Source organism: Salinibacterium sp. NSLL17 (assembly GCF_015864935.1).
Classification (GTDB): Bacteria; Actinomycetota; Actinomycetes; order Actinomycetales; family Microbacteriaceae; genus Rhodoglobus.
In genome coordinates, this window is record NZ_JADYWH010000001.1 from 1,962,945 (window position 1) to 1,986,849 (window position 23,905).

The 23,905-nt window shown below is 61.6% G+C and carries 24 protein-coding genes, 1 tRNA gene and 1 riboswitch; of the genes, 5 read left to right on the forward strand and 20 right to left on the reverse strand.

Annotated elements, in window-relative coordinates; genetic code table 11:
• Positions 1–53 precede the first annotated feature (53 nt).
• A complete protein-coding gene (locus I6E51_RS09540; RefSeq protein ID WP_197110080.1) occupies positions 54–491 on the reverse strand; it encodes a hypothetical protein in 438 nt (145 codons plus the stop codon).
• 377 nt (positions 492–868) lie between these two features.
• Between I6E51_RS09540 and I6E51_RS09545 the strand changes: the two genes are divergently transcribed.
• Positions 869–1,624 (forward strand): uracil-DNA glycosylase, encoded by a 756-nt coding sequence (locus tag I6E51_RS09545; RefSeq protein WP_307783898.1) that lies wholly within the window; start codon positions 869–871, stop codon positions 1,622–1,624.
• Positions 1,625–1,687: 63 nt separating this feature from the next.
• On the opposite strand, the gene I6E51_RS09550 is transcribed toward I6E51_RS09545, so the two are convergent.
• The 5 genes from I6E51_RS09550 to thiM form a co-directional block, all read right to left on the reverse strand.
• A complete protein-coding gene (locus I6E51_RS09550; RefSeq protein ID WP_197110081.1) occupies positions 1,688–2,413 on the reverse strand; it encodes a hypothetical protein in 726 nt (241 codons plus the stop codon).
• Positions 2,414–2,771: 358 nt separating this feature from the next.
• A tRNA-Pro gene (locus I6E51_RS09555) sits at positions 2,772–2,845 on the reverse strand.
• A gap of 76 nt (positions 2,846–2,921) precedes the next feature.
• Positions 2,922–4,475 (reverse strand): bifunctional hydroxymethylpyrimidine kinase/phosphomethylpyrimidine kinase, encoded by a 1,554-nt coding sequence (locus I6E51_RS09560; protein WP_231599715.1) that lies wholly within the window; start codon positions 4,473–4,475, stop codon positions 2,922–2,924.
• Positions 4,472–5,167, reverse strand: a complete 696-nt coding sequence (gene thiE / locus I6E51_RS09565) for a thiamine phosphate synthase (protein ID WP_197110082.1) — start codon at positions 5,165–5,167, stop codon at positions 4,472–4,474. The genes I6E51_RS09560 and thiE overlap by 4 nt, the downstream gene beginning before the upstream one ends.
• Positions 5,164–5,973 (reverse strand): hydroxyethylthiazole kinase, encoded by an 810-nt coding sequence (gene thiM / locus I6E51_RS09570; RefSeq protein ID WP_197110083.1) that lies wholly within the window; start codon positions 5,971–5,973, stop codon positions 5,164–5,166. Before thiM ends, thiE begins: the two co-directional genes overlap by 4 nt.
• A riboswitch (TPP riboswitch) is annotated at positions 5,965–6,056 on the reverse strand. It overlaps the preceding gene by 9 nt.
• 181 nt (positions 6,057–6,237) lie before the next feature.
• Here thiM and I6E51_RS09575 point away from each other — a divergent pair.
• Positions 6,238–7,746, forward strand: coding sequence for an MDR family MFS transporter (locus I6E51_RS09575; RefSeq protein WP_197105411.1), 1,509 nt, complete (start codon positions 6,238–6,240; stop codon positions 7,744–7,746).
• Between the two features lie 200 nt (positions 7,747–7,946).
• Here the strand turns inward: I6E51_RS09575 and der are convergent, their stop codons facing one another.
• The 12 genes from der to I6E51_RS09635 form a co-directional block, all read right to left on the reverse strand.
• The gene (der, locus tag I6E51_RS09580; RefSeq protein WP_197105410.1) at positions 7,947–9,467 is read right to left on the reverse strand and encodes a ribosome biogenesis GTPase Der; all 1,521 of its coding nucleotides are present in this window, start codon (positions 9,465–9,467) and stop codon (positions 7,947–7,949) included.
• A 14-nt stretch (positions 9,468–9,481) separates the two neighbouring features.
• On the reverse strand, positions 9,482–10,156 hold the full coding sequence (cmk, locus tag I6E51_RS09585; protein WP_197105409.1) for a (d)CMP kinase: 675 nt from the start codon (positions 10,154–10,156) through the stop codon (positions 9,482–9,484).
• Positions 10,153–11,235 carry a prephenate dehydrogenase gene (locus tag I6E51_RS09590; RefSeq protein WP_197105408.1) on the reverse strand — a complete coding sequence of 361 codons (1,083 nt, stop codon included), beginning with the start codon at positions 11,233–11,235 and terminating at the stop codon, positions 10,153–10,155. Before I6E51_RS09590 ends, cmk begins: the two co-directional genes overlap by 4 nt.
• Positions 11,232–12,005, reverse strand: coding sequence for a pseudouridine synthase (locus I6E51_RS09595; RefSeq protein WP_197105407.1), 774 nt, complete (start codon positions 12,003–12,005; stop codon positions 11,232–11,234). Before I6E51_RS09595 ends, I6E51_RS09590 begins: the two co-directional genes overlap by 4 nt.
• The gene (locus tag I6E51_RS09600; RefSeq protein WP_197105406.1) at positions 11,992–12,573 is read right to left on the reverse strand and encodes an SMC-Scp complex subunit ScpB; all 582 of its coding nucleotides are present in this window, start codon (positions 12,571–12,573) and stop codon (positions 11,992–11,994) included. The genes I6E51_RS09595 and I6E51_RS09600 overlap by 14 nt, the downstream gene beginning before the upstream one ends.
• Positions 12,563–13,405 carry a ScpA family protein gene (locus I6E51_RS09605; RefSeq protein ID WP_197110084.1) on the reverse strand — a complete coding sequence of 281 codons (843 nt, stop codon included), beginning with the start codon at positions 13,403–13,405 and terminating at the stop codon, positions 12,563–12,565. The genes I6E51_RS09600 and I6E51_RS09605 overlap by 11 nt, the downstream gene beginning before the upstream one ends.
• Positions 13,389–14,276, reverse strand: a complete 888-nt coding sequence (locus I6E51_RS09610; RefSeq protein WP_197105404.1) for a ParA family protein — start codon at positions 14,274–14,276, stop codon at positions 13,389–13,391. The genes I6E51_RS09605 and I6E51_RS09610 overlap by 17 nt, the downstream gene beginning before the upstream one ends.
• 160 nt (positions 14,277–14,436) lie before the next feature.
• Positions 14,437–15,372, reverse strand: coding sequence for a site-specific tyrosine recombinase XerD (locus I6E51_RS09615; protein ID WP_197110085.1), 936 nt, complete (start codon positions 15,370–15,372; stop codon positions 14,437–14,439).
• A 23-nt stretch (positions 15,373–15,395) separates the two neighbouring features.
• On the reverse strand, positions 15,396–16,028 hold the full coding sequence (locus I6E51_RS09620) for an NUDIX hydrolase (RefSeq protein WP_231599716.1): 633 nt from the start codon (positions 16,026–16,028) through the stop codon (positions 15,396–15,398).
• The gene (locus tag I6E51_RS09625; protein ID WP_197110086.1) at positions 16,018–17,718 is read right to left on the reverse strand and encodes a CTP synthase; all 1,701 of its coding nucleotides are present in this window, start codon (positions 17,716–17,718) and stop codon (positions 16,018–16,020) included. The genes I6E51_RS09620 and I6E51_RS09625 overlap by 11 nt, the downstream gene beginning before the upstream one ends.
• A 155-nt stretch (positions 17,719–17,873) precedes the next feature.
• The gene (recN, locus tag I6E51_RS09630; RefSeq protein ID WP_197110087.1) at positions 17,874–19,586 is read right to left on the reverse strand and encodes a DNA repair protein RecN; all 1,713 of its coding nucleotides are present in this window, start codon (positions 19,584–19,586) and stop codon (positions 17,874–17,876) included.
• Entirely contained in the window at positions 19,583–20,527 is a 945-nt protein-coding gene (locus tag I6E51_RS09635; RefSeq protein WP_197110088.1) for an NAD kinase, read from the reverse strand. The genes recN and I6E51_RS09635 overlap by 4 nt, the downstream gene beginning before the upstream one ends.
• Before the next feature lie 259 nt (positions 20,528–20,786).
• Here I6E51_RS09635 and I6E51_RS09640 point away from each other — a divergent pair, with 259 nt between their 5' ends.
• From I6E51_RS09640 to I6E51_RS09650, 3 genes are read left to right on the forward strand one after another with little or no spacing between them, the layout of a single operon-like run.
• The gene (locus tag I6E51_RS09640; RefSeq protein WP_197110089.1) at positions 20,787–21,038 is read left to right on the forward strand and encodes an SHOCT domain-containing protein; all 252 of its coding nucleotides are present in this window, start codon (positions 20,787–20,789) and stop codon (positions 21,036–21,038) included.
• The gene (locus tag I6E51_RS09645) at positions 21,038–22,504 is read left to right on the forward strand and encodes a multicopper oxidase family protein (RefSeq protein ID WP_197110090.1); all 1,467 of its coding nucleotides are present in this window, start codon (positions 21,038–21,040) and stop codon (positions 22,502–22,504) included. Before I6E51_RS09640 ends, I6E51_RS09645 begins: the two co-directional genes overlap by 1 nt.
• A gap of 16 nt (positions 22,505–22,520) precedes the next feature.
• Entirely contained in the window at positions 22,521–22,940 is a 420-nt protein-coding gene (locus I6E51_RS09650) for a DUF302 domain-containing protein (protein WP_197110091.1), read from the forward strand.
• 23 nt (positions 22,941–22,963) lie between these two features.
• Here I6E51_RS09650 and I6E51_RS09655 read toward each other — a convergent pair whose 3' ends face one another.
• A complete protein-coding gene (locus I6E51_RS09655; RefSeq protein WP_197110092.1) occupies positions 22,964–23,758 on the reverse strand; it encodes a TlyA family RNA methyltransferase in 795 nt (264 codons plus the stop codon).
• Entirely contained in the window at positions 23,751–23,903 is a 153-nt protein-coding gene (locus I6E51_RS09660; protein ID WP_197110193.1) for a hypothetical protein, read from the reverse strand. The genes I6E51_RS09655 and I6E51_RS09660 overlap by 8 nt, the downstream gene beginning before the upstream one ends.
• Positions 23,904–23,905: the final 2 nt, after the last annotated feature.

Below are 23,905 nucleotides of genomic sequence, written 5' to 3' on the forward strand. Positions count from 1 at the left end.
CAATGCAGTTAGGCCAGTGGAGCGCAGGATTGTTGGTCCGCGGCTCGTGACCGCTACTCGTAAATCTCGATAGAACTGGGGTCGTAGAGTTCGATCTGGGCCACGCCTTCGTAAAGTGTGATGCGGCCCGAGGTGCACAGCGTCACTCCGCCCGCGATTGGCTCCAATGCACCGATGTCCCACACCACAATTTGGAAACGGGCTGGGTCGGGATAATCACGACCGAGATTCAGGAATACGTCGTCATAGGAATTGCCACCACCGGCGAGCGGTCCGCAAACGCGTTGTGTGGTCCCGGCGTGGGCGGCAGCTTCATTCCACGCGATGCCGCCGCCAGGCTGCTGCACTGTTTCCGCGGGCGTAACGGCTGTCTCGCAGAGACCATCAGCACTAAGAAGTTCAATGGCTCGCGACCCGAAGTGGTCCGAAAGCGAATCGCAGGTGTCGGTTCCGAACTGCTCTGCCGAGCTTTTCCCGGAAACATAGTCCACGAAAACGTCGTACTGGCTCGAACAATTACTACTCAACCAATCTAGTTCCGCGTTTATCGCACCAGCAGTGTCGTCAGTCTTCACACGATGCAACACTGTCGTTAGGACGTCGGTGCAGCTAACTGCGGGCTCAGTTCGGACCTGACTCGACTCGTAGCTCGTGCACCCAGAGAGCAGCACGAGCATTGATACGGTCGCTGCCAGCTTCGGAAAGGCTCCGCCTCGAATCCCCATGATTCATGAGCCTCGCAGATCGCGCCGCCCGTGGTCAACGTCTTCGTGAAGTGGTCCCGAACTCGGCTCACCTCGAAACTGGGTCATGTGTGGCGCAATTCGACGCATGTGCTCTATCGCCTTGGCGATATAGGCTCGCCGCTGTGATCTCATCCTCTCCGCGCTCTCTGGGCAAACCTGACATGCTCAGTCAGCGTCTCGAATTGGCGCGCTCTGCTCGTGCATTCGCACCGCTGGCAGCGTGGATTGAACAGCTCAGAGACGGCCGGGCGCGTTCCGGACTAATGACAGAAGTTCCGCTGATGGATCCGGCGGAGGCTGGCTTCGAAGCACGAGTGCTTTTGTTGATGGAAGCGCCCGGTCCGATGACGAACACATCGAACGCGCGTCGAGGTTCAGGATTCGTATCGTCCGATAACGACGACGCGACTGCACACAATCTCTGGAATGCGCGACAAAGTGCAGGACTTCATCACGGCTCTCTCCTATGGAACCTCGTCCCGTGGTATCTCGGTCCGGCGAGGAAGAAGCCTGCTATCGCTGATGTTCGTCAAGGGGCCGAACACCTGCGCGAGCTAATCACGTTGCTCCCTGAGCTGCACACTGTCGTCACACTTGGGCTCTTTGCTCGCAAAGGTTGGACCAGGTTTGGACGCCCAAATGTCGGCATCGCACTTCGAACTATCGACACCTGGCATCCGTCCCAATTGGCGATGAATCAGGCAGGCAAGCGCGAGCACCTTGAAGCGGCGCTCACGCGAGCGAACCGCGACTGGCGCAACGACCGCGAAGCCGCTGGGGAAGTCCAAATTGACCATGACAGGCAAGGGGCTCCAGTCGCGCACTGGTACTCCAACCGCGACGGCGACCGGATCGACCTTCACCCACGTTGGTGGTGAGGGGTTCGACGACGCATCTGCCGAAGGTTCAGCTCGTGAGCGTTTCGACCATGTCGTCTCGCGTCAGCTCAAGTTCGATTTGGCCCAGGCATCAATTCGACTATTTCGTTCCCGAAGAAAAGCGGTTGCGTTGTCTCGATACTCCCGGTACTGCTCTACATCGCGTGGAAGCGCGGGAGTAGTGCCAAACTCCCCGAACGGTGTGAAGAACTTGACTCTCTGTTGGTGTTCATCCCAAAGATCTTGAAGCAAAAAGTGCTCTAAATAACCGTCGAAATTCTCAAACAGATCGAAGAAGTCACGGTAATTATTGAACGTCTTGCTCAGAGGGCTTTGCTCACCCGAATAGTGACGTCGGATTGCTTCCACTGTAAAGTCCAAGCGATCGGCAATCCTAGAGTTCATACCGCGAGCACCGTTGATGGTGAGTGTGCCTTTACGCCGCTCACCGGGGAATACGAGCGCGCCAGCCATTGAATGATTGTGGACCTGAAACTCGTCGAGCTCTGCGCTGTCTAGCTGGTTCGTGATTGGCTTCATGCGCAACCATGACCGAAATGTTGGCACGACGGTATCGCTGGCCAGAAAGAACTTGCCCCTCTCTGATTCGTGAAAGAGATAGCAGCGCTTGCGTGTCGTTACTAGGTCAAACGAATCGCCATTCGGTAGCGGCTTGCTCCATAGGAGCTGGTGGTACCGACGAAGCTTCTTACTTGTCGAGTCAGGGTCTCCTCGTCCGGCGTCATCGCGGGAGTCAAAGTAGGGGTCGATGTTCGGGTCGTCGCTCATAGCCGACACCATAGCGATGTGCGGAGACATTTGTGCCTTGTTCATTCGCGATTCGAGAATCTCGCTTACGGTCTCAAAACGTGAGGCCGAATCGTTGCGGCCGCATCGCGGCGACAAGGTTTCTTCATCGATGTACGTTTGGGGCTCTATCCTCGGTTCTCAAACGCCAGAGAGGTTTCACACCCACCTGTGAAGAGCACGGCAAGCATCACGACGGTCGCCACACAGACTTCTAACTTACGAAGCCCATCTTGCAGTCCGTGCGTCCAAAGTGTTGGGTTTGTGTTGGATTGCGCACTGGCATCCTAAATTCCCATAGAAAAAGCCCCGGACTTCGTGAGAAATCCGGGGCATATTGTCGGGCTGACAGGATTTGAACCTGCGACCCCCTGACCCCCAGTCAGGTGCGCTACCAAGCTGCGCTACAGCCCGCGACAACTCGAATAGCTTACCGCGAAATCTGAGCGCCGATGTTCAGAATGGGGCCAAAAGGGCAACCGGGGCCAAATCAGTTCGACGAGATGCCGTGCGCGGCGGCGAAGAACTCGCGTTCATGCTCCGTGGATGCCACGAAAGCGGTGAGCATTGCATCCCGAACCGGAGGGGTCGCGTCTGCGGCGAGCGCCGTCACTATCGTGATGGCCTGCTCTGTGGCATCCGTGAATGCGTCATCCGCATACGTGGTCAGCCAGTCGGCGTAGCGGTGCTCAGGGTGCGCCAGCGGGTGCAGTCGCGACCCGACGTCGTGGTAGACCCAGAAGCACGGCAACAGGGCTGCGGCAAGGACCGCGTAGTCACCACGGGCTGCCGTCGCCAGCAGATGATTCAGGTACCCCGTCGTTATCGCACTGGGCGAAGCCGAGAACAGCTCACCGGCCACCGACCACGACTCGTGCAACTGCAGCTCCGTCACGATGCACCCCTCGGCACTTGATGCCCAGAACGCTTGTTCCGCTGCGGTGGGTGCCAGCCGGGCAGCTTCGGCGAGCGCCCGCGCGTAATCGCGCAGGTAGAGCGCATCCTGAGCCAGGTACCAGACGAAATCAGCCCGCTCGAGGGAACCATCCCCCAGCGCCCGCACAAAGTCACCATCGTCGATCTGCGCGCGCACAGAAGCGATCTCCGCCCACCACTGCTCGCGCACCTCAGCAGCGGTCAACGCCGTCTCTAGGCCGCCGCGCTCCCACAACCCAGCAAAGTGACTAATCGGGCCACGCCCGCTCCCCACCTGCAACGCCGCACCGGCACGGATGCTTTCGCTCAACCACCGCTTCGACTCCCCCACAGCGGCAGCCCACTCACCGCCGGCCGCAATCCGGGTCGCGAGCGCACTCGACAGCGAACAGCCGGTTCCGTGGGTGTTGCTGGTCTCTATACGGATGCCAGCAAACTCGGTCACGACAGCAGCGTTCCCTGCACGGGCATCCACCAGCGCATCCGGAGCCTCGGCCCCGCTCAAGTGTCCGCCCTTAGCGAGCACGCGCACCCCGTAGGAGGCAGAGACCCGCGCCGCCTGCTCCAGCACCTCAGGCCACGTCTCAGCGGCGGGTTCTGCGGCGATGATCGCGAGCTCAGGAATATTCGGCGTGACAAGGTCACACACCCGCACCAGGTCGCGCAGCGCCTGCTCGGCTTCGGCATCCAGCAGTCGGTCGCCACTCGTGGCGACCATCACGGGGTCGAGCACGATCAACGGAGGCCGCACAGTCTCAAGCCACGCCCGCACAACGCCAACGACCTCAACGGTGCCGAGCATGCCGATCTTCACGGCATCGATTGCTACATCGTCGCTCACCGCATCCAGTTGCTCGCGCAAGAACTCAGCGGGCGGCACATGCACTCCGCGCACCCCCTGCGTGTTCTGCGCCGTCAGAGCCGTGATCGCCGCCATCCCGTAGCCACCGTTGGCTGCGATCGACTTCAGATCGGCCTGGATACCCGCACCACCCGAAGGATCGCTGCCAGCAATGCTCAGAACGCGAGGAACCCGCAGACCGCTACCGTTACCGCGACCGCTTTCGCTCCGTGTCTGGTCCCGTAGCCCGCTCCGTGCCCCGCTCATGCGTCTTCTCCTTCGTCTTCGGCCGCTGGTACGCCAGCCCACGCTGCGGCGAGCGCGCGAGCCGCCTCTCGCGGATCAGCCGCACCACAGATGGCAGACACCACTGCAGCACCGTCTGCACCGCCCGCACGCAGCAGCGCGAGGTCATCCGGCCCCACCCCACCGATCGCCACGGTCGGTCGCTTACTCGCCGCAATGAGCTCGACCATGCGATCGTGCCCGAGAGCATCCGGAGCGTCCTTCTTTGTCGTCGTGGGATGCAAGGCCCCGATGCCGACATAGTCGACACCCGCCGACCCCACACTGGCGTCGTACAGTTGGTCGTCAGTCGATGCGCTCAGACCCACAATCGCCCCCGGGCCTACGAGCGCCCGCACCGACGCTGCGGGCAGATCGCCCTGCCCGACATGCACCCCAGCAACCCGAGCACCCATCTCGCGCGCAGCGAGATAGACATCGACTCGGTCATTGACGAGCACAGGCACCTTCAGCGCCACCGCCGTAGACACCCGCAGCACCAGATCAAGGAAGTCGCGGGCGGGCATGTCTTTCTCGCGCAGCTGCACGATCGTCACTCCCCCGGCCACAGCCTCGTACACGAGATCAACGAGGTCATGCCCGGCAGCCTTCGCCTGAGCCGAATCTGTCACCAAGTAAGTGGAAAGGTCGAAACTCTCTCGGAAGCCGCTCATGCGATCACCGCCCGTTCTGCAATATCGTCCACCGAGACTTCGCTCAGGGCATCCAACAGCGCTACCGCAAAGCTTCCCGGCAGTGCCGAACGCTCCGCCGCGAGGTCGGCCGCTACCGTGTACACGCTCGTTGCCGCCACAGCAGCAGTCAGCGCATCCGGAGTCACCGCCGCAAATGCCGCCATGATCGCGCCAAGCGCACAGCCACCACCCGTCACCTTCGTCAGCACCGGATGCCCGTTAGAGAGCCTCACGACACTCACGCCATCGGTCACCATGTCCGTCGCTCCCGATACCGCGACGACACCGCCGGTCACCCGCGCGAGCATCTGGGAGGCGGTGAGCGCGGCATCCACACTGCTCGTGCTGTCGACGCCTCGACCTCCCGTGCCCAATTCGGCGAGCGCCAGAATCTCGGAGGCGTTGCCCCGCACGATGGAGGGCCCGAGGTCCCGCAGGCGATACGCGAGTGGTGTGCGCACCGGCAGAGCCCCTATGGCGACCGGGTCGAGCACCCAGGGCGTTCCGGCAGCATTGGCGGCCGGTGCAGCTTCAAGGGCTGCAGCGCGCTGCTCTTCGCGACAGGTACCGAGATTGATGAGCACTCCGGATGCCACGCCAGCGAACATGCCGGCTTCTTCCGGGATATCCACCATGGCCGGCGCTGCTCCCACAGCAAGCAACGCATTGGCAGTGAAGCCCACCACCACACTATTGGTGATGCACTGCACGAGAGGCGACGTCGATCTCACCGCCTCGAGCGCATCTTGAGTGGCGGTCAAAAAGTTTGGTGGCGTACGCGACATGCACGACATCCCTTCGCTAGTTCTAACTAGATCAGGTTCGACGGGTGTGTTCTCAGCCCCGCAGGGCACCCCGTGTCACAAGTTGTGCCTCAACGATAGCGGCTTGGCACGGTGTCGTGTTCGCCTCAGGCGAAAGGCAATGTGGACTATTTCAGTGCCGGATGTCGTTGCACCAAGCGACAATAAAGATGACGCGAGATCTGTGCACCCTTTTCAATCCCGGCTGCTGCTTCGTCCTACCGCTTCACACACGACAGGATTTCTATGACCAGCACGGCGCCGATCACCGGCAGCATCCCTCTTTTTGACCCCAACGATGACGGGCCAGCCAGCCCGGTCGATAACAGCGGCCGCAACCGTTTGGTCATCGGCCTGATGCTCGCTGCCACCTTCGTGGTGTTCCTCAACGAAACCTCGCTCGTCGTGGCGATCCCCCGCATCATGGAAGACCTCAACATCGAGCCGAGCACCGCTCAGTGGTTGTCGACGTCGTTCATGCTCACGATGGCCGTGGTGATTCCGATTACCGGATTCCTCATCCAACGCTTCACGACGCGTGGCATCTTCATCACCGCAATGTCTCTCTTCACCATCGGAACTCTGCTGGGGGCTATGGCGCCCACCTTTGCCGTGCTGATTGTGGGACGGGTGATTCAAGCCTCCGGTACCGCCATGATGCTCCCCCTGCTGATGACAACCGTGATGACTCTGGTTCCTGCCGCAACTCGTGGCAAGACCATGGGCAACGTTTCCATCGTCATGTCGATGGCCCCTGCCGTCGGACCAACCGTTGCTGGCCTCGTCTTGGCCGTCTTCGACTGGCGCTGGGTCTTCATCGTCATGATCCCCATCTCCGTCACCGCTCTCCTGCTCGGCATCACGAAGGTAAAGAACGTCACCGACCCCCGCAAGGTATCGATTGACATGCTGTCGGTCATCCTCTCGGCCATCGCCTTCTCCGGCCTGATCTACGGGCTCTCCAGCCTCGGAGAATCAGCCGCCGGAGACTCTGTTCTCATCGCCCCAGCCATCCCCATCAGCGCCGGCGCCATCAGCCTCGTGTTGTTCATCATCCGCCAATTGAAGCTGCAGAAAACAGACAGTGCCCTTCTCGACCTGCGCACTTTCGCTGCCCCCGGCTTTGCCGTCGCAATCGGCCTCATGATGGTCATGATGGCCGCCCTCTTCGGCACCATCATCCTGCTGCCCATGTTCACGCAAAACGTTCTCGGGCTCGAACCCATCCAGAGCGGACTGCTCGTACTGCCCGGCAGCCTCGTCATGGGGTTCTTGAGCCCCTTCGTTGGCCGCCTCTACGACAAAGTCGGCCCGCGCCCCCTCATGATTCCGGGCTCGATACTGGTGAGCGCATCGTTGTGGAGCTTCACGCTGCTCTCCGAAACCAGCTCACCGTTCATGGTCGTCGCCATCCACGTCCCCATGAGCATCGGACTCGCGTTCATGTTTACGCCGCTCTTCACCTCGGCGCTGGGCACGCTCAAGCCACACCTGTACTCGCACGGCAGCGCCACCATCAGCACCGTGCAGCAACTTGCCGGCGCTGCAGGCACGGCACTGTTCATCGCGCTCCTCACGGTGCAGTCGGTCGCCCTTGCCGCTGAAGGCGCGCCAGAGGCCACAGCGCTTGCTGGTGGTGTGCGCCTCGCGTTCATGGCCGGCGGCATCATCTCGCTCTTCGCGATCGTCGCCACGTTCTTCGTGAAGCGTCCCGAATCCGAAACGGCTCCGAGCGACGCCCCTGTCGCTCACTAACTGCACGGTGTGAGCGGACCGCCAACCGGCATCCGCTCACTCCCGGGCGTCACACCCCGGGCGTCACACCCCGGGCGTCACACCCCGGGCGTCACACCCCGGGCGTCACACCCCAGCGGTTAACGCACAAACGGCGAGCCCCTCTCGAAAGAGAGCGGCTCGCCGTTCGGCGTTAAGCCGAAGCTTGTGACCTCGAGAACCTACTTGCGCTTGCGCTTCTCACGCACACGCATGTTGACCTGGATGGGGCTGCCATCGAAGCCGAAGATCTCACGCAGTCGACGCGTAATGAATCGACGGTACTGCGGGTCCAAGAAGCCGGTCGTGAAGAGCACGAACGTTGGCGGGCGGCTTGATGCCTGCGTACCAAAGAGGATGCGCGGCTGCTTGCCACCACGAAGCGGGTGAGGGTGCTCCTGCGTCAGTTCGGCCAGAAGCGCGTTGAACTTACCGGTCGGAATGCGGGTATCCCACGACGCCAACGCCAGCTCAAGAGCCGGAACGAGCTTCTCCATGTGACGACCGGTCTTAGCCGAGATGTTCACGCGAGGAGCCCAGGCGACGTGCGCGAGGTCCTTGTCGATTTCTCGCTCGAGCAGGTCGCGACGTTCGTCGTCGAGAAGGTCCCACTTGTTGAAGGCCAAAACGAGCGCACGGCCCGATTCGAGCACGAGGTCAACGATCTTGAGGTCTTGAACGCTGAGCGGCTGGCTGACATCGAAGATGACAACAGCGACTTCAGCCTTTTCCAGTGCAGCGCTGGTGCGCAGCGTTGCATAGAAGTCAGCGCCCTGCGCCAAAGCAACACGACGACGGATGCCGGCCGTGTCAACGAAGCGCCAGAACTTGCCGCCGAGCTCAATCTGCTCGTCAACCGGGTCGCGAGTCGTGCCGGCGAGGTCGTTGACAACAACGCGCTCTTCGCCAGCAGTCTTGTTCAGCAGGCTCGACTTGCCGACGTTCGGGCGACCGAGGATAGCTACGCGGCGCGGGCCACCCACTTCTTCCTTGGCGACGGTCGAAATCTTCGGCAGAACCGTGAGCACGTGGTCGAGCAGGTCAGCAACACCACGGCCGTGAACGGCGGATGACGGCCACGGCTGACCGAGGCCGAGGCTCCAGAGCGCTGCGGCATCCGATTCCTGGTGGATGTCGTCAACCTTGTTGGCGACCAAAATCACGGGCTTCTTGGTGGCGCGCAGCATGCGCACGACGTGCTCGTCGGTGGAGGTGGGGCCAACCGTGGCATCCACAACAAAGAGCACAGCGTCGGCGAGGTCGATAGCGATCTCAGCCTGGGCAGCAACCGAGGCGTCGATGCCCTTAGCGTCGGGCTCCCAGCCGCCGGTGTCGACGATGGTGAAGTGACGGTTGTTCCACTCGGCCTTGTAGTTGACGCGGTCGCGGGTGACACCGGGGGTGTCCTCCACAACAGCTTCACGACGACCGATGATGCGGTTCACGAGAGCTGACTTGCCAACGTTCGGGCGACCGACGATCGCGAGAACCGGCAGGGCAGGCAGGTAGTAGATGGCATCCGGGTCATCGGATGCGGAGTCGAGAACCGCGAGGTCGTCGTCTTCGAGGTCGTAGTCGCTCAGGCCGGCGCGGAGCGCAGACGTGCGCTGAGCAGCCTCTTCTTCGTTCATTCCCGAAAGACGCTCAACCAGATCTGGGTTCAGTTCGGGAAAGTCGTCTTCGGCGGGCGAATGATCGGCCATGGGTAGTCCTTTGTTTACATGCTGGAGCGAACAAAACTCGCGACGGCCGTCACGGTTTGATCGAAGTCAAGATTGGTGGAATCAATGGTGATGACTCCATCGGCGGCGTTCATGAAGTCCACGACTTTGGAGTCCTGCGCATCTCGATAACTGAGTTGTTGCGCGGTTGTCGTGCTCGATTCTCCGGAGAGTTCGGCCGCACGTCTTCCCATCCTAGCTTCTTCACTGGCTGTGAGCAGAATTCGAGCCTGAGCGTCCGGTGCAACCACGGTCGTGATGTCGCGTCCTTCGACCACAATTCCGGGTTTTTCGCTCCCCGCGATGATGCTGCGGAACAGGTCGACCATGTACTGCCGCACTTCGGGCACGCGTGCGATGTTCGAGACAACGCCCGTGATGCGGGGTTCGCGGATGTCGTCGGTCACGATCTCCGAGTCGACCTTCACAAAGTAGTTGTCAGGGTCAATCCCGATCGAGTACTCAAAACGCGGGAGCGTCTCGATGACGTCACCGGGCCCGAGGGTGTCGACACCGCGCTCGAGGCAGTGCAGGGCAAAACCGCGGTAGGCAGCGCCAGTGTCGAGGTAGTCGAAGCCGAGTTCGCGAGCAGTCGCTTTCGACACACTCGACTTTCCGCTGCCGGCCGGGCCATCAACGGCCACCACAACAAACGACGGGTTCTTGTTCACGCGAAAGTCTCTGCAATCTTCCAACCACGAGCTTCAAGCTCGCTTATCAATACGGCTTCCTTTTCGGGCAGCACCGAGATTTCAGCCAAACCGAACTGGGCACCCGGTGAATGCTCAAGGCGCAAGTCTTCCATGTTCACGTCGGCTTCGCCGATTTCGGTGAGCAGTCGGGCGAGCTCGCCTGGCTTGTCGTCGACCATGACGACGAGTTGGCTGTAGTGCTTGCTCGTTCCGTGCTTGCCGGGAATCCGCGCGACTCCGGCGTTGCCGCCGGCCAAAACTTCGGCGAGGGCACGACGGGCACCCGGAGCATCCGGAGTCTCGAGCGCCTCAATCGCCACACCGAGCTCGGTCTGCAGCTCGCGCAAAATCTCCGCAACGGGGCCCGAGTTTGCCCCCAGAATCTGCACCCACAGCTCGGGGGCGCTCGAGGCAATGCGGGTCGTGTCGCGCAGCCCTTGACCAGCAAGAGCAACTGCGGCATCGGATGCTCCCGCCAACCGGTGCGCGAGCAAACTCGCCACCACCTGGGGAACGTGCGAAATCAGAGCCACCGCGTTGTCGTGATCGGAGGCTGACATCGCGACGGGAATAGCACCCAGCTCGATGACAACATCTTCGACCGCGCGACGACGGAAGGGCTCTCCCCTGCCGATGACCCAGGGCCGACCGATGAACAGGTCCGCGCGGGCCGCAATGGCGCCGCCACGTTCGCGTCCAGCTAGAGGATGCGAGCCAACGTAGCGATCAAGGTCGGCACCCAGCGCAATAAGTTCCTCGAGCACGCCCACCTTCACGCTCGCGACATCCGTCACCGTGGCACGCGGCCAAGCAATGAGTTCGCGAGCGACAACCTCGGCGGTGACATCCGGCGGAACCGCCACAATCACGAGCGTCGGCTTATCGTCAGCCTGCGGCGCACGACCAGCGCCATAGTCAATCGCGAGGGTTGCGTTCGAGCGCGACGCATCGTGCAAAATCACATCGACGCCCTTGGCCCGCAGGCCGTGGCCGATGCTGGCACCGAGCAATCCCGCACCAACGATGCGTACTTGCCCAGTGATGCGGCCTAGGTTCACGACTGTTCCTCGGCCTCGCGGGCAATCGTCAGCACTGCACCCAACTCCACCTTCGTGAGGTTGCGAGTCTTTCCCAGCCCAAGGCTTCCGAGGTTCAGCGGACCAAACTGGCGACGAACGAGTTCGATCACCGGGTGGCCAACTTCTTCCATCATCCGGCGCACAATGCGGTTGCGGCCCGAGTGCAGGGTGAGCTCCACCATTGTCTGGTCGTTGGATGCTCGGCCGAGCGATCGCGCCTTGTCGACGGCAATCGGGCCGTCCTCAAGCTCGATGCCCTTCATGAGCTGCGAAATTGTTTGAGCGCTCACGGTGCCTTCGACCTTGGCGATGTAGGTCTTCATCACGCCGAAGGAGGGGTGGGCGAGCACGTGGGCAAGTTCGCCGTCGTTCGTGAGGACAAGCAGGCCAGAGGTCTGCACGTCGAGACGGCCGACGTTGAAGAGTCGTTCGTCGTAGTTGCCGGTGTACTGCATCAGGTCGGGGCGACCGCTCTCGTCGGACATGGAGCTCACCACGCCGACGGGCTTGTTGAGCATCACGTAGCGCTTGGTGGTGTCGAGCTGGATCGCACTACCGTCCACCGTCACGCGGTCGGTCGGCTTCACGCGACGGCCAGCTTCTTCAACGACCTTGCCGTTGACCGCAACGCGGCCCTGGTAGATCAAGTCTTCCGAAACGCGACGCGATGCCACACCGGCAGCGGCCATTACTTTTTGAAGGCGTTCGCCCTCGGGATTGCTGGGGCCTGAGCCATTAGCGTTGTTCATCAAAACCGTCCGTACCATCAGATAAAAGTGGCGAGATGGGAGGCAGCTCGGCAATGGAGTTGATCCCCAGTTGCACGAGCATGAGCTCCGTTGTTTCGTAGTGGATGGCGCCCGTCTCGTTGTCGGTAAACGCTTCCGTAATAAGTCCTCGACTCAGTAGCGTACGCACTACTGAGTCAACATTCACCGCACGCACGGCAGCAATGGCTCCCCGGCTGATCGGTTGCTTGTACGCAATGACCGCAAGAGTCTCCAGCGCGGCCTGACTCAACCGCGATGGGTTTTGCGTATAAACGAAGTCGCGCACGGCCGAGTCGTAGTCTTCGCGCACATAAATTCGCCAGCCGCCACCGACTTCGCGGAGTTCAAAACCGCGTCGCGGGCCATCGCCTTCACCGTCGAAATCGGCGCACAGTGCAGTGATTGTCTTGCGGATCGCCGCCACGGGTGCGTTCAGGGCCGTTGCGAGGCTCACGAGGCTCTGCGGCTGGTCGGCAACCATGAAGATCGCCTCGAGCCCGCGGGCGAGGTCGACAACGGGGGTGGCTGTATGTTCGTCAGTTTCCATAATCTGCTCCCAGATTAGCGAGGCTATCGTCTGACCAGTGTTCTGCAGTCCAGCGCACGGTCAGTTCGCCTAAGGGTTCGATCTGTTCAAAGGCAACATTGCCGCCGCGATACAGCTCAAGCACAGCCAAGAAACGCGCCACAACAACGCCCTTCAACTCGGCGCCCGCGATCAATTGGCGGAACGTCTTCGGCTCCCCCGCGCGCAACAGCGCGACGACATGCGCAGCCTGTTCGCGGATGCTGATGAGCGGTGCGTGCAAATGGTCGAGTCCCACGCTCGGAATCTCTCGCGGCGTGAACGCGAGGGTCGCGAGGGCGGCGAAATCGTCGAGGCTGAGCGTCCACACGAGTTCGGGAGTTTGAGTGCGGTATTTCTCTTCCAAGCGCACCGATCGCACGGTGCGCGTCGCTTCCGCCTCGAAGTGCGACCCAAACCAATCGCTGGCCTGTTTGAACGCGCGGTACTGCAGCAGACGCGCAAAGAGCAGGTCGCGCGCTTCGAGCAGCGCGACGTCTTCGGCATCCACGAGCTCACCCTGCGGAAGAAGCCCGGCAACCTTGAGGTCGAGCAGCGTGGCAGCAACGACCAAAAATTCGCTGGCCTGATCGAGCTCGTCGATGTCATCCGATCCGTTTTCGGATTCGAAATCGCGCAGGTACGCAATGAACTCATCTGTGATGCGCGACAGCGACACCTCGGTGATGTCCAGCTCATGCTTGGTGATGAGAGACAGCAACAGGTCAAAGGGCCCATTGAAGTTGTTGAGAGAGACCGAGAATCCTGGTGCGGATGCCTCGGTCTCGTCCACGTCGCTAGGCGACGGCGCCACGGGCGATCAGCTCTCGCGCCACCTGGCGGTAGGAGTGCGCCGCAGAGTGGTCGGGGGCGAAGGTCGTGATGGGGGCACCGGCCACGCTGGCATCCGGGAACTTCACGGTGCGACCGATAACGGTCTCGAGAACGTCGTCACCAAAGTTTTCGACAACGCGTTCGAGCACTTCACGCGAGTGCAGGGTGCGCGCGTCAAACATTGTCGCGAGGATGCCGTCGAGCTTGATCGCGGGGTTCAGGCGATCCTGAACCTTCTCGATTGTCTCCACGAGCAGGGCAACACCGCGCAGCGCGAAGAATTCGCATTCGAGCGGAATGAGCACGCCGTGAGCTGCCGTCAGCGCATTGACGGTGAGCAAACCGAGCGAAGGCTGGCAGTCGATGAGGATCACGTCGTACTGGTCGCTGACCTTGCGCAGTACGCGCGCCAGGATCGTTTCGCGAGCGACCTCATTGACGAGGTGCACTTCAGCGGCCGAGAGGTCGATGTTGGCTGGGATGACGTCGAGACCGGGAACTTTGGTGTGAACGATCGCTTCTGCCGGGTTCTTGATTGTGCCGAGCAGCAGGTCGTAGATCGTGGGCACATCGTGAGTGGGAACGCCAAGGCCCGCCGAGAGCGCACCCTGAGGGTCGAAGTCGATGGCCAACACGCGGCGGCCATATTCAGCGAACGAGGCGCCAAGGTTAATCGTGGTGGTTGTCTTGCCGACGCCACCCTTTTGGTTGCACAGCGAAATGATGCGTGCCGGGCCGTGGCCCGTGAGCGGTGGGGGTTCCGGAAAAACTGTGAGCGGCCGGCCGGTTGGGCCCATTGCCTGAACATCCAACCCCGCCAGCGTCGATTCGTTCTCGCGCTGTGTCGTCATACCAAAAGTTTACGTCGCGCATCCGTCGCAGCCCGCGCTCCCACGCGCGGACACGGCAGGGTCGCCTCTACCAAAGGTTGAAGGTTTGGCAGCGCGACACGCGGGTTAGCGGGGTCGCCGATCAGCCAGCCACGGCATCCCGTCACTCCCCCGGCGCTCGCTAACGTGCTCGCGGATGCGCCGTCGTGTACATGTCACGCAGCGTGTCAGCGGTGACCATGGTGTAAATCTGGGTTGTCGCCACCGAGGAGTGCCCCAGCAGTTCCTGCACTACGCGAACGTCGGCACCGCCCGAAAGAAGGTGCGTCGCAAAGGAGTGCCGAAAGGTGTGCGGCGAGATATCGATCTCAAGTTCTGCACGCTCGGCAGCGGCCTGGATGATCAGCCACACGTTTTGACGAGACAGCCGAGCTCCCCGCGCCCCGAGAAACAACGCCGGGGTGGCCGCCCCCTTCGCCGAGAGCACCGGACGAGCACGCACGAGGTACTTCTCGATAGCCGACTGCGCAAAACTGCCGACGGGAACGATGCGCTGCTTGTTGCCCTTGCCGAGCAGGCGCACAATGTCGCCGTCGATCATGTCGTCGACGTTGAGTGCCGTCACCTCAGAAACGCGGGCACCGGTGGCATAGAGAAGCTCGAGCAGCGCAGTGTTGCGAAGCGAAATGACCTCATCGCCGGGAAAGGATGCCAGAACGGCAGCCATCTGGTCGATCGTGATCGCCTTCGGCAATCGCATCGCTTGCTTCGGAATCGCGACGGTATGCGCGACGTCCTCCACCGCGAGCGATTCGTCGACGAAAAACGTGTGCAGCCCGCGCACTGTCGACAGCATGCGCGCGACCGAGGAGGCCGCGAGCGGACGCTCGGCATTCACTCGCAAGCTGTGCGCAAAGGCGGTCACGTCATCCGCTGACACTGCGGCGGGCGTACTGAGACCGCGCGTACTGAGAAACGACAGATAGCCGTCAAGATCGCGGCGATACGCTGCGAGAGTGTTCGCCGAAAGACCGCGTTCGATCGCCAGATGCCGCAGATAGCGTTCTGCGGCGATCGCAATCGCACTTTTCGCTACGGGGCGCGCCGGCTCGGTCATGTCGCTCAACCTACCGCGAGAGGCTATTCAGCGTAGTTTCGCGGATGCCGCGGCCACGGTGCGTCTGGTGCACCTAGCGTGTTCCAGCCACGGTCGCGTCCGAGTTGCGCCGCCAAGAGACCGAGGCACAGGATCGAGTTCTGCACGCGCCGCTCGAGAACCGCCTCAACGGCATCCTCCAGCGGAACCCAGCGCAACTCGATACCAGCTTCTTCCGCATAGCGGTCAAACACTTCCCCGGTCGCACTCACACCACGGGCCAAGTAAATGCGCACGGCTTCATTGCTTCCGCCTGGCGAGGTCAGCATTTCGCTGAGCACATGCCACGATTCGGCTTGCAGGTCGGTTTCTTCGGCCAATTCGCGCTGAGCCGCCAACAGCGGTGACTCGTTCACGACATCGAGCAAGCCAGCCGGCAATTCCCAATCACGCAAGCGCACCGGATGCCGGTACTGCTTGATCAGGAGCACCCGGTCGCGCTCATCCATGGCCAGCACCGCAACGGCGCCGGTGTGGTTCACAAATTCGCGAGTGATCGCAGAACCGTCGAGCTGAAAACGCTCGCGGTCGACGTTCCACACGTGGCCAGCGAACACCGTTTCGGCGCTCAGCAGCTCCGGTGTGACGCGGTCGTCGCTGAGTTCGTTATGCATCATCCTGCTCAGTCACCTCAAAGAGGCGGCTGGACTTTTGGCGCTCAATTGCAGCGGCGACCAGTCCGCGGAACAGCGGGTGGGCACGGTTGGGGCGTGAGAGCAGCTCGGGGTGAGCCTGCGTTCCCAAGTAGTAGGGGTGCACCTCGCGCGGCAACTCGACGAATTCGACGAGGGTGCGGTCGGGCGAAATTCCGGAGAACTTCAGTCCGGCATCCGCAATCTGCTGGCGGTATTCGTTGTTCACTTCGTAGCGGTGACGGTGACGCTCGGCGGCCGTCGGTGCTCCGTAGATTTCTTCAACGATCGAGCCGGGCTCGAGGTCGGCGTTGTAGAGACCGAGACGCATCGTGCCGCCCATGTCTCCGCCCGCGAGGATGTCGACTTGCTCGGCCATCGTCGCGATAACCGGGTACTTGCTGTCGGCATCGAATTCCGTTGAAGATGCGCCTTCGAGGCCGGCCATGTCGCGAGCGTACTCAATGACCATGCACTGCAAGCCGAGGCAAATACCGAGGGTGGGGATGCCGTTCTCACGAACGAATTTGAGGGCGCCGAGCTTGCCTTCAATGCCGCGAACACCGAACCCACCGGGAACGATGATTCCGTCGAGATCGGAAAGTTGCTTGGCCGCGCCTTCGGGAGTTTCGCACTCGTCAGAGGGGACCCAGCGAATGTTAACCTTGGCGCTGTTGGCGAACCCACCGGCGCGCAGCGCTTCGGTGACCGAGAGGTACGCATCGGGCAGGTCGATGTACTTACCGACTAGGCCGATCGAGACCTCGTTCTTGGGGTTGTGCACGGCTTCGAGCAGTTCGCTCCAGCCATCCCAGTTCACTGACTTCGCTTCGAGCCCGAGCTGGTTGATGATGTAGGCGTCGAGGCCCTGGCTGTGCAGCATTTCGGGGATGTCGTAGATGCTGGAAGCGTCGGTCGCGTTGACGACGGCGTCTTCTTCAACGTCACACATGAGCGCGATCTTGCGCTTGTTGGACTCGGAGACGGGGCGGTCGCTGCGCAGCACGAGAGCATCAGGCTGGATGCCGATCGAGCGCAGCGCGGCAACCGAGTGCTGCGTTGGCTTGGTTTTCTGCTCACCGGATGCCGCCATGAACGGAACGAGCGAAACGTGGACAAAGAACACGTTCTTGCGCCCGAGCTCGTGGCGTACCTGGCGAGCGGATTCGATGAACGGGAGGCTCTCGATATCGCCAACAGTTCCACCGATTTCGGTGATGATGACGTCAGGCTGCGGGTCTTCATCGCTGAAAGGGCCGGCGGCCTGCAGGCGCATGCGGCGCTTGATTTCGTCGGTGATGTGCGGGATGACCTGCACGGTGTCACCGAGGTATTCGCCGCGACGCTCTTTGGCAATCACTTCGGAGTAGATCTGCCCGGTAGTGACGTTGGCAGCCTGATTGAGCTTGATGTCAAGGAAGCGCTCGTAGTGCCCGATGTCGAGGTCGGTTTCGGCGCCATCATCGGTGACAAAAACTTCACCGTGCTGGAAGGGGTTCATAGTGCCGGGATCCACGTTCAGATAGGGATCCAGCTTCTGCATGACGACGCGGAGCCCGCGTGCTGTCAGCAGGTTTCCGAGACTCGCCGCCGTGAGGCCTTTACCGAGAGAAGAGACGACTCCTCCGGTGACGAAGATGTGCTTTGTTACGACCGCGTTTGTATTGTCCACCACGGGGTTCCATCCTATGCCTCGTTGAGCAGTTTTGTCGCCGCGCAGGGGTGTTTCGTTATCGGCTTAACAGCTAAGGCCGTCGGTGAGGCCGGAAATGTGGCGGAAAGTGTGCGCGAAAGTGAGTCCGAAACTGTGCACGAAACTGTGTCCGAACGTCAGCGACCGAGAGCAGCGTTTTCGAGGTCGTGCGCGGTCTGAATAAGCTCGCGGGCGTGGGCAAGGCCAGACTCGGAGTCGGGCAATCCCGAGAGCAGTCGCGCCATTTCTGCGATGCGCGCCTCCCCCTCAAGCTTGTGAACACTGGAGGCCGTGACCGATCCGTCGTCGCCCTTGATGACGCTGAGGTGGTTGTCCGCAAACGCGGCCACTTGGGCCAGGTGCGTGACAACAATCACTTGGGCGGTGCGGCTCAGCAGGGCAAGCCGTTTGCCGATTTCGATCGCTGCGGCACCACCGACACCCGCATCCACTTCGTCGAAAATAAAGGTCGGAACCGGATCGTTGCCCGCAATGACGACCTCGATCGCGAGCATGACCCGTGAGAGCTCTCCCCCTGAAGCACCCTTGCCAAGCGGACGCGGCGGTGCTCCCGGGTGCGGCTGCAACAGGATCGCCACTTCATCTTTGCCGCTCAGCGAATAGTCGCTGCGGTCTTCGACCGTGACCACGATCTCGGCGTTGGCCATCGCAAGGTGGGTGAGTTCGTCGGTGACCGCGGCAGCAAGCCGTGCAGCGCTACGAGATCGCACGTCGCTCACCTTGGCTGCGAGCTCGATCAGTTCTGACTGACCTGCTTCGACTTGAGCCCGCAGCTCATCGATGCGGGTGGAGTCGTTATCGAGTTCCAGCAAGCGTTGGCTGCCGGTGTCGAGCACATCGACGACATCGTCGAGGCTCACGCCATGCTTGCGCACGAGAGCGGCAAGTTGGCCGCGACGATCTTCAACCTGTTCCAGTTCGCGGCTGCCATCTGAATCCAGCCCGGCGAGGTAGCCAGAAAGATCAGTCGAGATTTCTCCCAGTGTGATGGATGCTGCCGCTAAGGCCTCAGCGATGGCGGCAAGTTGCGCGTCGTGCTCGGCGACCCGCTCAAGCCCTCGTTGGGCGCTGGCAAGCAGGGCCACTACATCGGAGCCTTCCTCCGCGTCATCCGCCGACAGCACCGCGTGGGCGCCTTCAGCGGCCAGCCTCAGACCTTCGAGGTTCGCCAGACGATCGGCTCGTTCCGTCAGCTCGACGTCTTCGCCGCGACGCACGTCGGCGGCTTCAATCTCATCGATCGCGACGCGGAGTTCGTCAGCCTCGCGACTGCGAAGATCGCTTTCCGCAACGAGTACATCGAGTTCGCCCTGGGCCGCCTGCCAACGACGGAACACTGTTTGATACTGCCCGAGCACGGTCGCGAGTTCGGCTCCCGCATAACGGTCGAGCGCATTTCGCTGAGCCGTCGACGACTTGAGGCGGATCTGCTCAGACTGGCCGTGAACGACCACGAGCTGGTCGCCCAGCTCGGTGAGCACACCGACCGGAGCACTACGACCGCCAACCACAGCACGGCTGCGACCCTCACGCGCAACGGTGCGCACAAGAAGAAGCTCTCCGTCGTCGAGGTCACCGCCGGCGTCGCGCACGCGCTCAGCGACCGCAGACGTGGGGTCAATGACCCATCGTCCCTCCACGGATGCTTGATCGCTATCGGCCCGGATGGCGGCAGCATCGGCCCGCTCGCCGAGCAGGAGGCCCAGGGCGGTCACGACCATCGTCTTTCCCGCGCCCGTCTCGCCCGTGAGCGCGGTAAACCCGGGGCTCAGCGGAAGTCGTGCTGAAGCGATAACACCGAGGTCGCGAATGGAGATCTCTTCGATCACGAGTCGGTTCCCTCCTCCGATGCTGGCCCACGCCATCCGTTGACCGGCAAATTGAATTTCTTGACAAGACGATCGGTGAATGGTCCTTGCGACAGTCTGGCTAGTCTCACCGGCACCGGTGAACGTCGCACGATCACACGAGCACCACGCGGAAGATCGAAAGCGCGTCGGCCATCGCACCACAACACGCCAATGCCCATATTGCGATCGAGAACCTCGACGGCGAGGGCCGAGTCTGGCCCCACGACAATGGGGCGCGCAAATAGCGCGTGAGCGCTTAGAGGAACAAGCAAGAGAGCATCAAGGCTCGGCCACACCACCGGGCCACCAGCGGAGAACGCGTAAGCGGTAGAGCCGGTCGGTGTGGACATGACGACGCCGTCGCAGCCGAATGAGGAAAGCGGTCGGCCATCGACCTCGATGACCACTTCGAGCATGCGCTCGCGACTCGCTTTTTCGACGGTCGCTTCGTTCAGCGCCCAGGTTTCGTAGACAACCTCAGAATCGACCTTCACGCGCACCGACAGCGTCATGCGCTCTTCAACGAGGTAATCGCGAGCCAGCGCGCGCTCCACAGTGGACGTGAGTTCTTCGCGTTCGCTCTCGGCCAAGAAACCGACGTGACCCAGGTTCACGCCGAGAAGCGGTGCACTGCAGCCCCGCGTCAGTTCGGCTGCGCGAAGAATTGTGCCATCGCCGCCAAGCACGATCACGAGCTCGAGCTCTCCGGTTTCGACTTCGTTGCCGAGGCGTCGCACCGGCGAGAGGTCGGGTTCCGCCTGCAGAATCGTTTCGTAGCTATCCGGCGCAAGCACCGGCACGATGCCTGCGCTGATGAGTTGATGGCACACCGAGATGGCGGCCGTCAGCGACTCCGCACGACCGGTGTGAGCGATGACCAGAATGTGACGATCAGAAGCATGAGAGTTCTCGGACTGCACCGTGCACCTCTCATTCGTAGTGATTGTTCGATTTGCCGCCACCGGCTGGTGGGTCGCGGCGATAGCAGAAACCTGCGTTAACCATTCTGTCGGATTCCCACAGCCACGTGCGCCCTGCACACGATTTTGGGGATATTGCTCCTGTGCACACGGGCGAATCCCAGCGTGGAGCCGAATCAGTTCACGCCCAGCCGCCTGTATACCTCCGGGGGTATCGTGTGCTGTGCGGCACAATCCGATGCGAAAGGAACCAAATCTAATGATGTGGAACTACGGAAACATGGGATGGGCTTGGGGATACGGCGTGCTGGCAGTTGTCGGCGTCGCCCTGCTGGTCTATGTCATTGTTCGTTTGGCGTCGAGCACGTCAAAGAGCAACGAAAAACCAGCGGACCCGAGGCACGATGAAGCCTCCGGCGCCAAACGAATCCTCCAAGAACGCTTCGCTCGCGGGGAGCTCACTGAGGAACAATACCGAGAGCATCTTCGGGTACTCGACGAGTCCCCGTAATGCGCGACATCAGCCGGCGTAACGCTCTGATCCTCGGCGGAGTCGGAGTAGCCAGTGTCGCTGTAGGCGGCACCGGTTTCTTCATCAATCAGCGTCACCCCTCGTCATCGTCGTCGGGAACCGTATCCGGCAACGCCTTCACGGAGCCTGTAGAGCTGCGCAGCAGAGACGGCGTGCTCACGGTCGACCTCGAATCATCGCCCCAACGGGTAAGCATCGCTGGCCGGGACGTAAACGCACTGAGCTGCAACGGTGGCCTGCCGGGCCCCACTCTGCGCGTTCGTGCGGGAGACACCCTCAACGTGAACCTCAACAATGGGTTGGCAGATCCCAGCAACTTGCACGTTCACGGGCTCCACGTCTCCCCTAACGACAACAGCGACAACATGTTCGTCACGGTCGCGGCAGGAGAGTCCTTCGACTACCAATACACAGTGCCGGCCGATCATCCACCTGGCGTGTACTGGTATCACCCGCACCTCCACGGTTTTGTCGCCGAACAGGTCTTTGGCGGGCTTTACGGAGCCATCATCGTCGAAGACGCAGAAGTGATCCCCGCTGACCGGGAGCGCCTCCTCGTCATCTCCGATATCACCATCACCTCAGGCGGAAACATCCCATCGGCGTCGCCAATGGACGAAATGTCCGGGCGTGAGGGAGACCTCGTGCTTGTCAACGGGCAGCTCACGCCACATCTGACCGCGCAACCTGGTGAACGCGAGCGATGGCGCATCGTCAACGCCAGCGTTTCCCGCTACTTGCGACTGCGTCTTGATGGACAGCAAATGACCCTGCTTGGAATCGACTCCGGGCGGTTTGAAGCCCCACAGGAAGTCGACGAAATCCTGCTCGCGCCCGGCAACCGGGCAGACCTTCTGGTCACCGGTAGTGCCGGAACAGCCACACTGCGCACCCTCCCCAATGACCGCGGCTCGGCTGACGGGATGATGATGGGCGGCGACACCTCTCGAAGCATCGAAGAAATCACACTGGCCACGTTTACCGTGGTCGGCGAGAACGTCGACGCGCGACCAACGATCCCGCGCCAACCTGCCCAGCGCGACCTCCGCACAGAAACTGTGAACGCGAGACGCGAATTGGTCTTCGCCATGGGCATGGGCGGCGGCATGGGTGCAGGCATGATGACCCCCACGATCAACGACCGCCCATTCGATGCCAGCCGCATCGACACCACCGTGCAGTTCGACAGCGTCGAGGAGTGGCTGCTGACAAACACCAGCACCCTCGATCATCCGCTGCACCTGCACGTCTGGCCAATGCAAATCATTGAACAGGATGGGCAGCCCGTCGACACCCTCCTGTGGCAAGACGTCGTAAACATTCCCGCACGCAGCACCACCCGTGTGCGGATCGCGTTCGAGGACTTCAGCGGAAAAACCGTCTACCACTGTCACATTCTCGACCACGAAGACAACGGGATGATGGGAATCATCTCCGCCAACTAGCACCAAGGAGACAACAATGAACTACGCACTCACCGTCACAGTCCCGCTCCCTTACGAGGAAGCGATTTCCGTGACGAAGCACGAACTAGCGAACCAGGGTTTCGGCGTTCTCACCGAAATTGACATCCGAGCGACCTTCACCACAAAACTCGGCGCCGAAAGCGCGGATGCGGTCGGCGACTACCTGATTCTGGGCGCATGCAACCCGGCCCTCGCGGAGCAAGCACTCGCCGCCGATCCTGACATGGGTCTGCTACTCCCGTGCAACGTCGTCATCCGTCGAAGCCAGTCGGCAGAGTCGACTACGGTTCAGACGATCAATCCCCAGACCATGGTTCAACTGAGCGAAGTCGCAGCAGTTCAGGCTGTTGCCGATCAAGCGGATGAACGACTTCGCGCCGCGCTAGCAGCTATCGAGGGCGCCAGCGGCAAGTAGTCCGACCTCAAGGCCTTCATCGCTCAGGCGATGGCAGCAACCTGCGATATCCACTCCGTCGGGTTGCTGCTGGCTGGGGCACTCAGCCACACAAGATACTCACGGTTTCCCGCGTTTCCCGCGATCGGTGACGAGATGACGCCTGCCGTGCCGAGACCAAGATCCCACGCCGCCCAGAGCACACCCATGATCGCTTCGTCACGAAGTGCGGCCCCGTGCACGATGCCCTCTCGAATGTTGGTTCGCCCAACTTCGAACTGCGGCTTCACAAGCAAAACAAAGTCTGCGGTTTCGCCCACCGAAGCGTGAAGCGCCGGGAGCACGGTGCGAAGCGAGATGAAGGACAGATCAGAGACCACAAGCGTGGGGATTTCGGATGTCCCGCTCAACTCCGCCAGAGATTCAGCGGTGAGATAGCGGGCATTCTCTCGCTCGATAACGCGCACTCGGGCATCCGACCGGATCAGGTCGACGAGTTGCCCGTGGCCGACGTCGAGCGCGATAACCTCGCGAGCACCTCGTTCGAGCAAAACTTGAGTGAAGCCGCCGGTCGACGCGCCAACATCGAGCGCGAGCTTGTCAGTCGCGTCGATACCGAAGGCGTCGAGACCCGCCACAAGTTTGTGGGCGGCCCGGCTTACGTAATGATCGGTCTCAGCGACCTCGATGACGTGGTCGTCGCTCACCGGAGTGGACGCTTTCGGAATCGCGATTCCTGACACCGTGACGAGACCGTCGGCAATCAGTTTGGCGGCGTGCGTGCGAGAACGCGCAAGACCGCGAGCAGCGAGAGCTGCGTCGAGCCGCACGCTAACCATTGCGCGAGAACGCGTCCTTGCCCTCGAGCTGCTGCTGCAGTTCGTCGTGAACCTGAGTGAAGGCGGCAGCTCGAGTTTCGAGCGGTTGGTCTTCGATCAGGCTCAGTCGTGACATCAGTCCATCGACCGGTGATTCATCGCTCATGC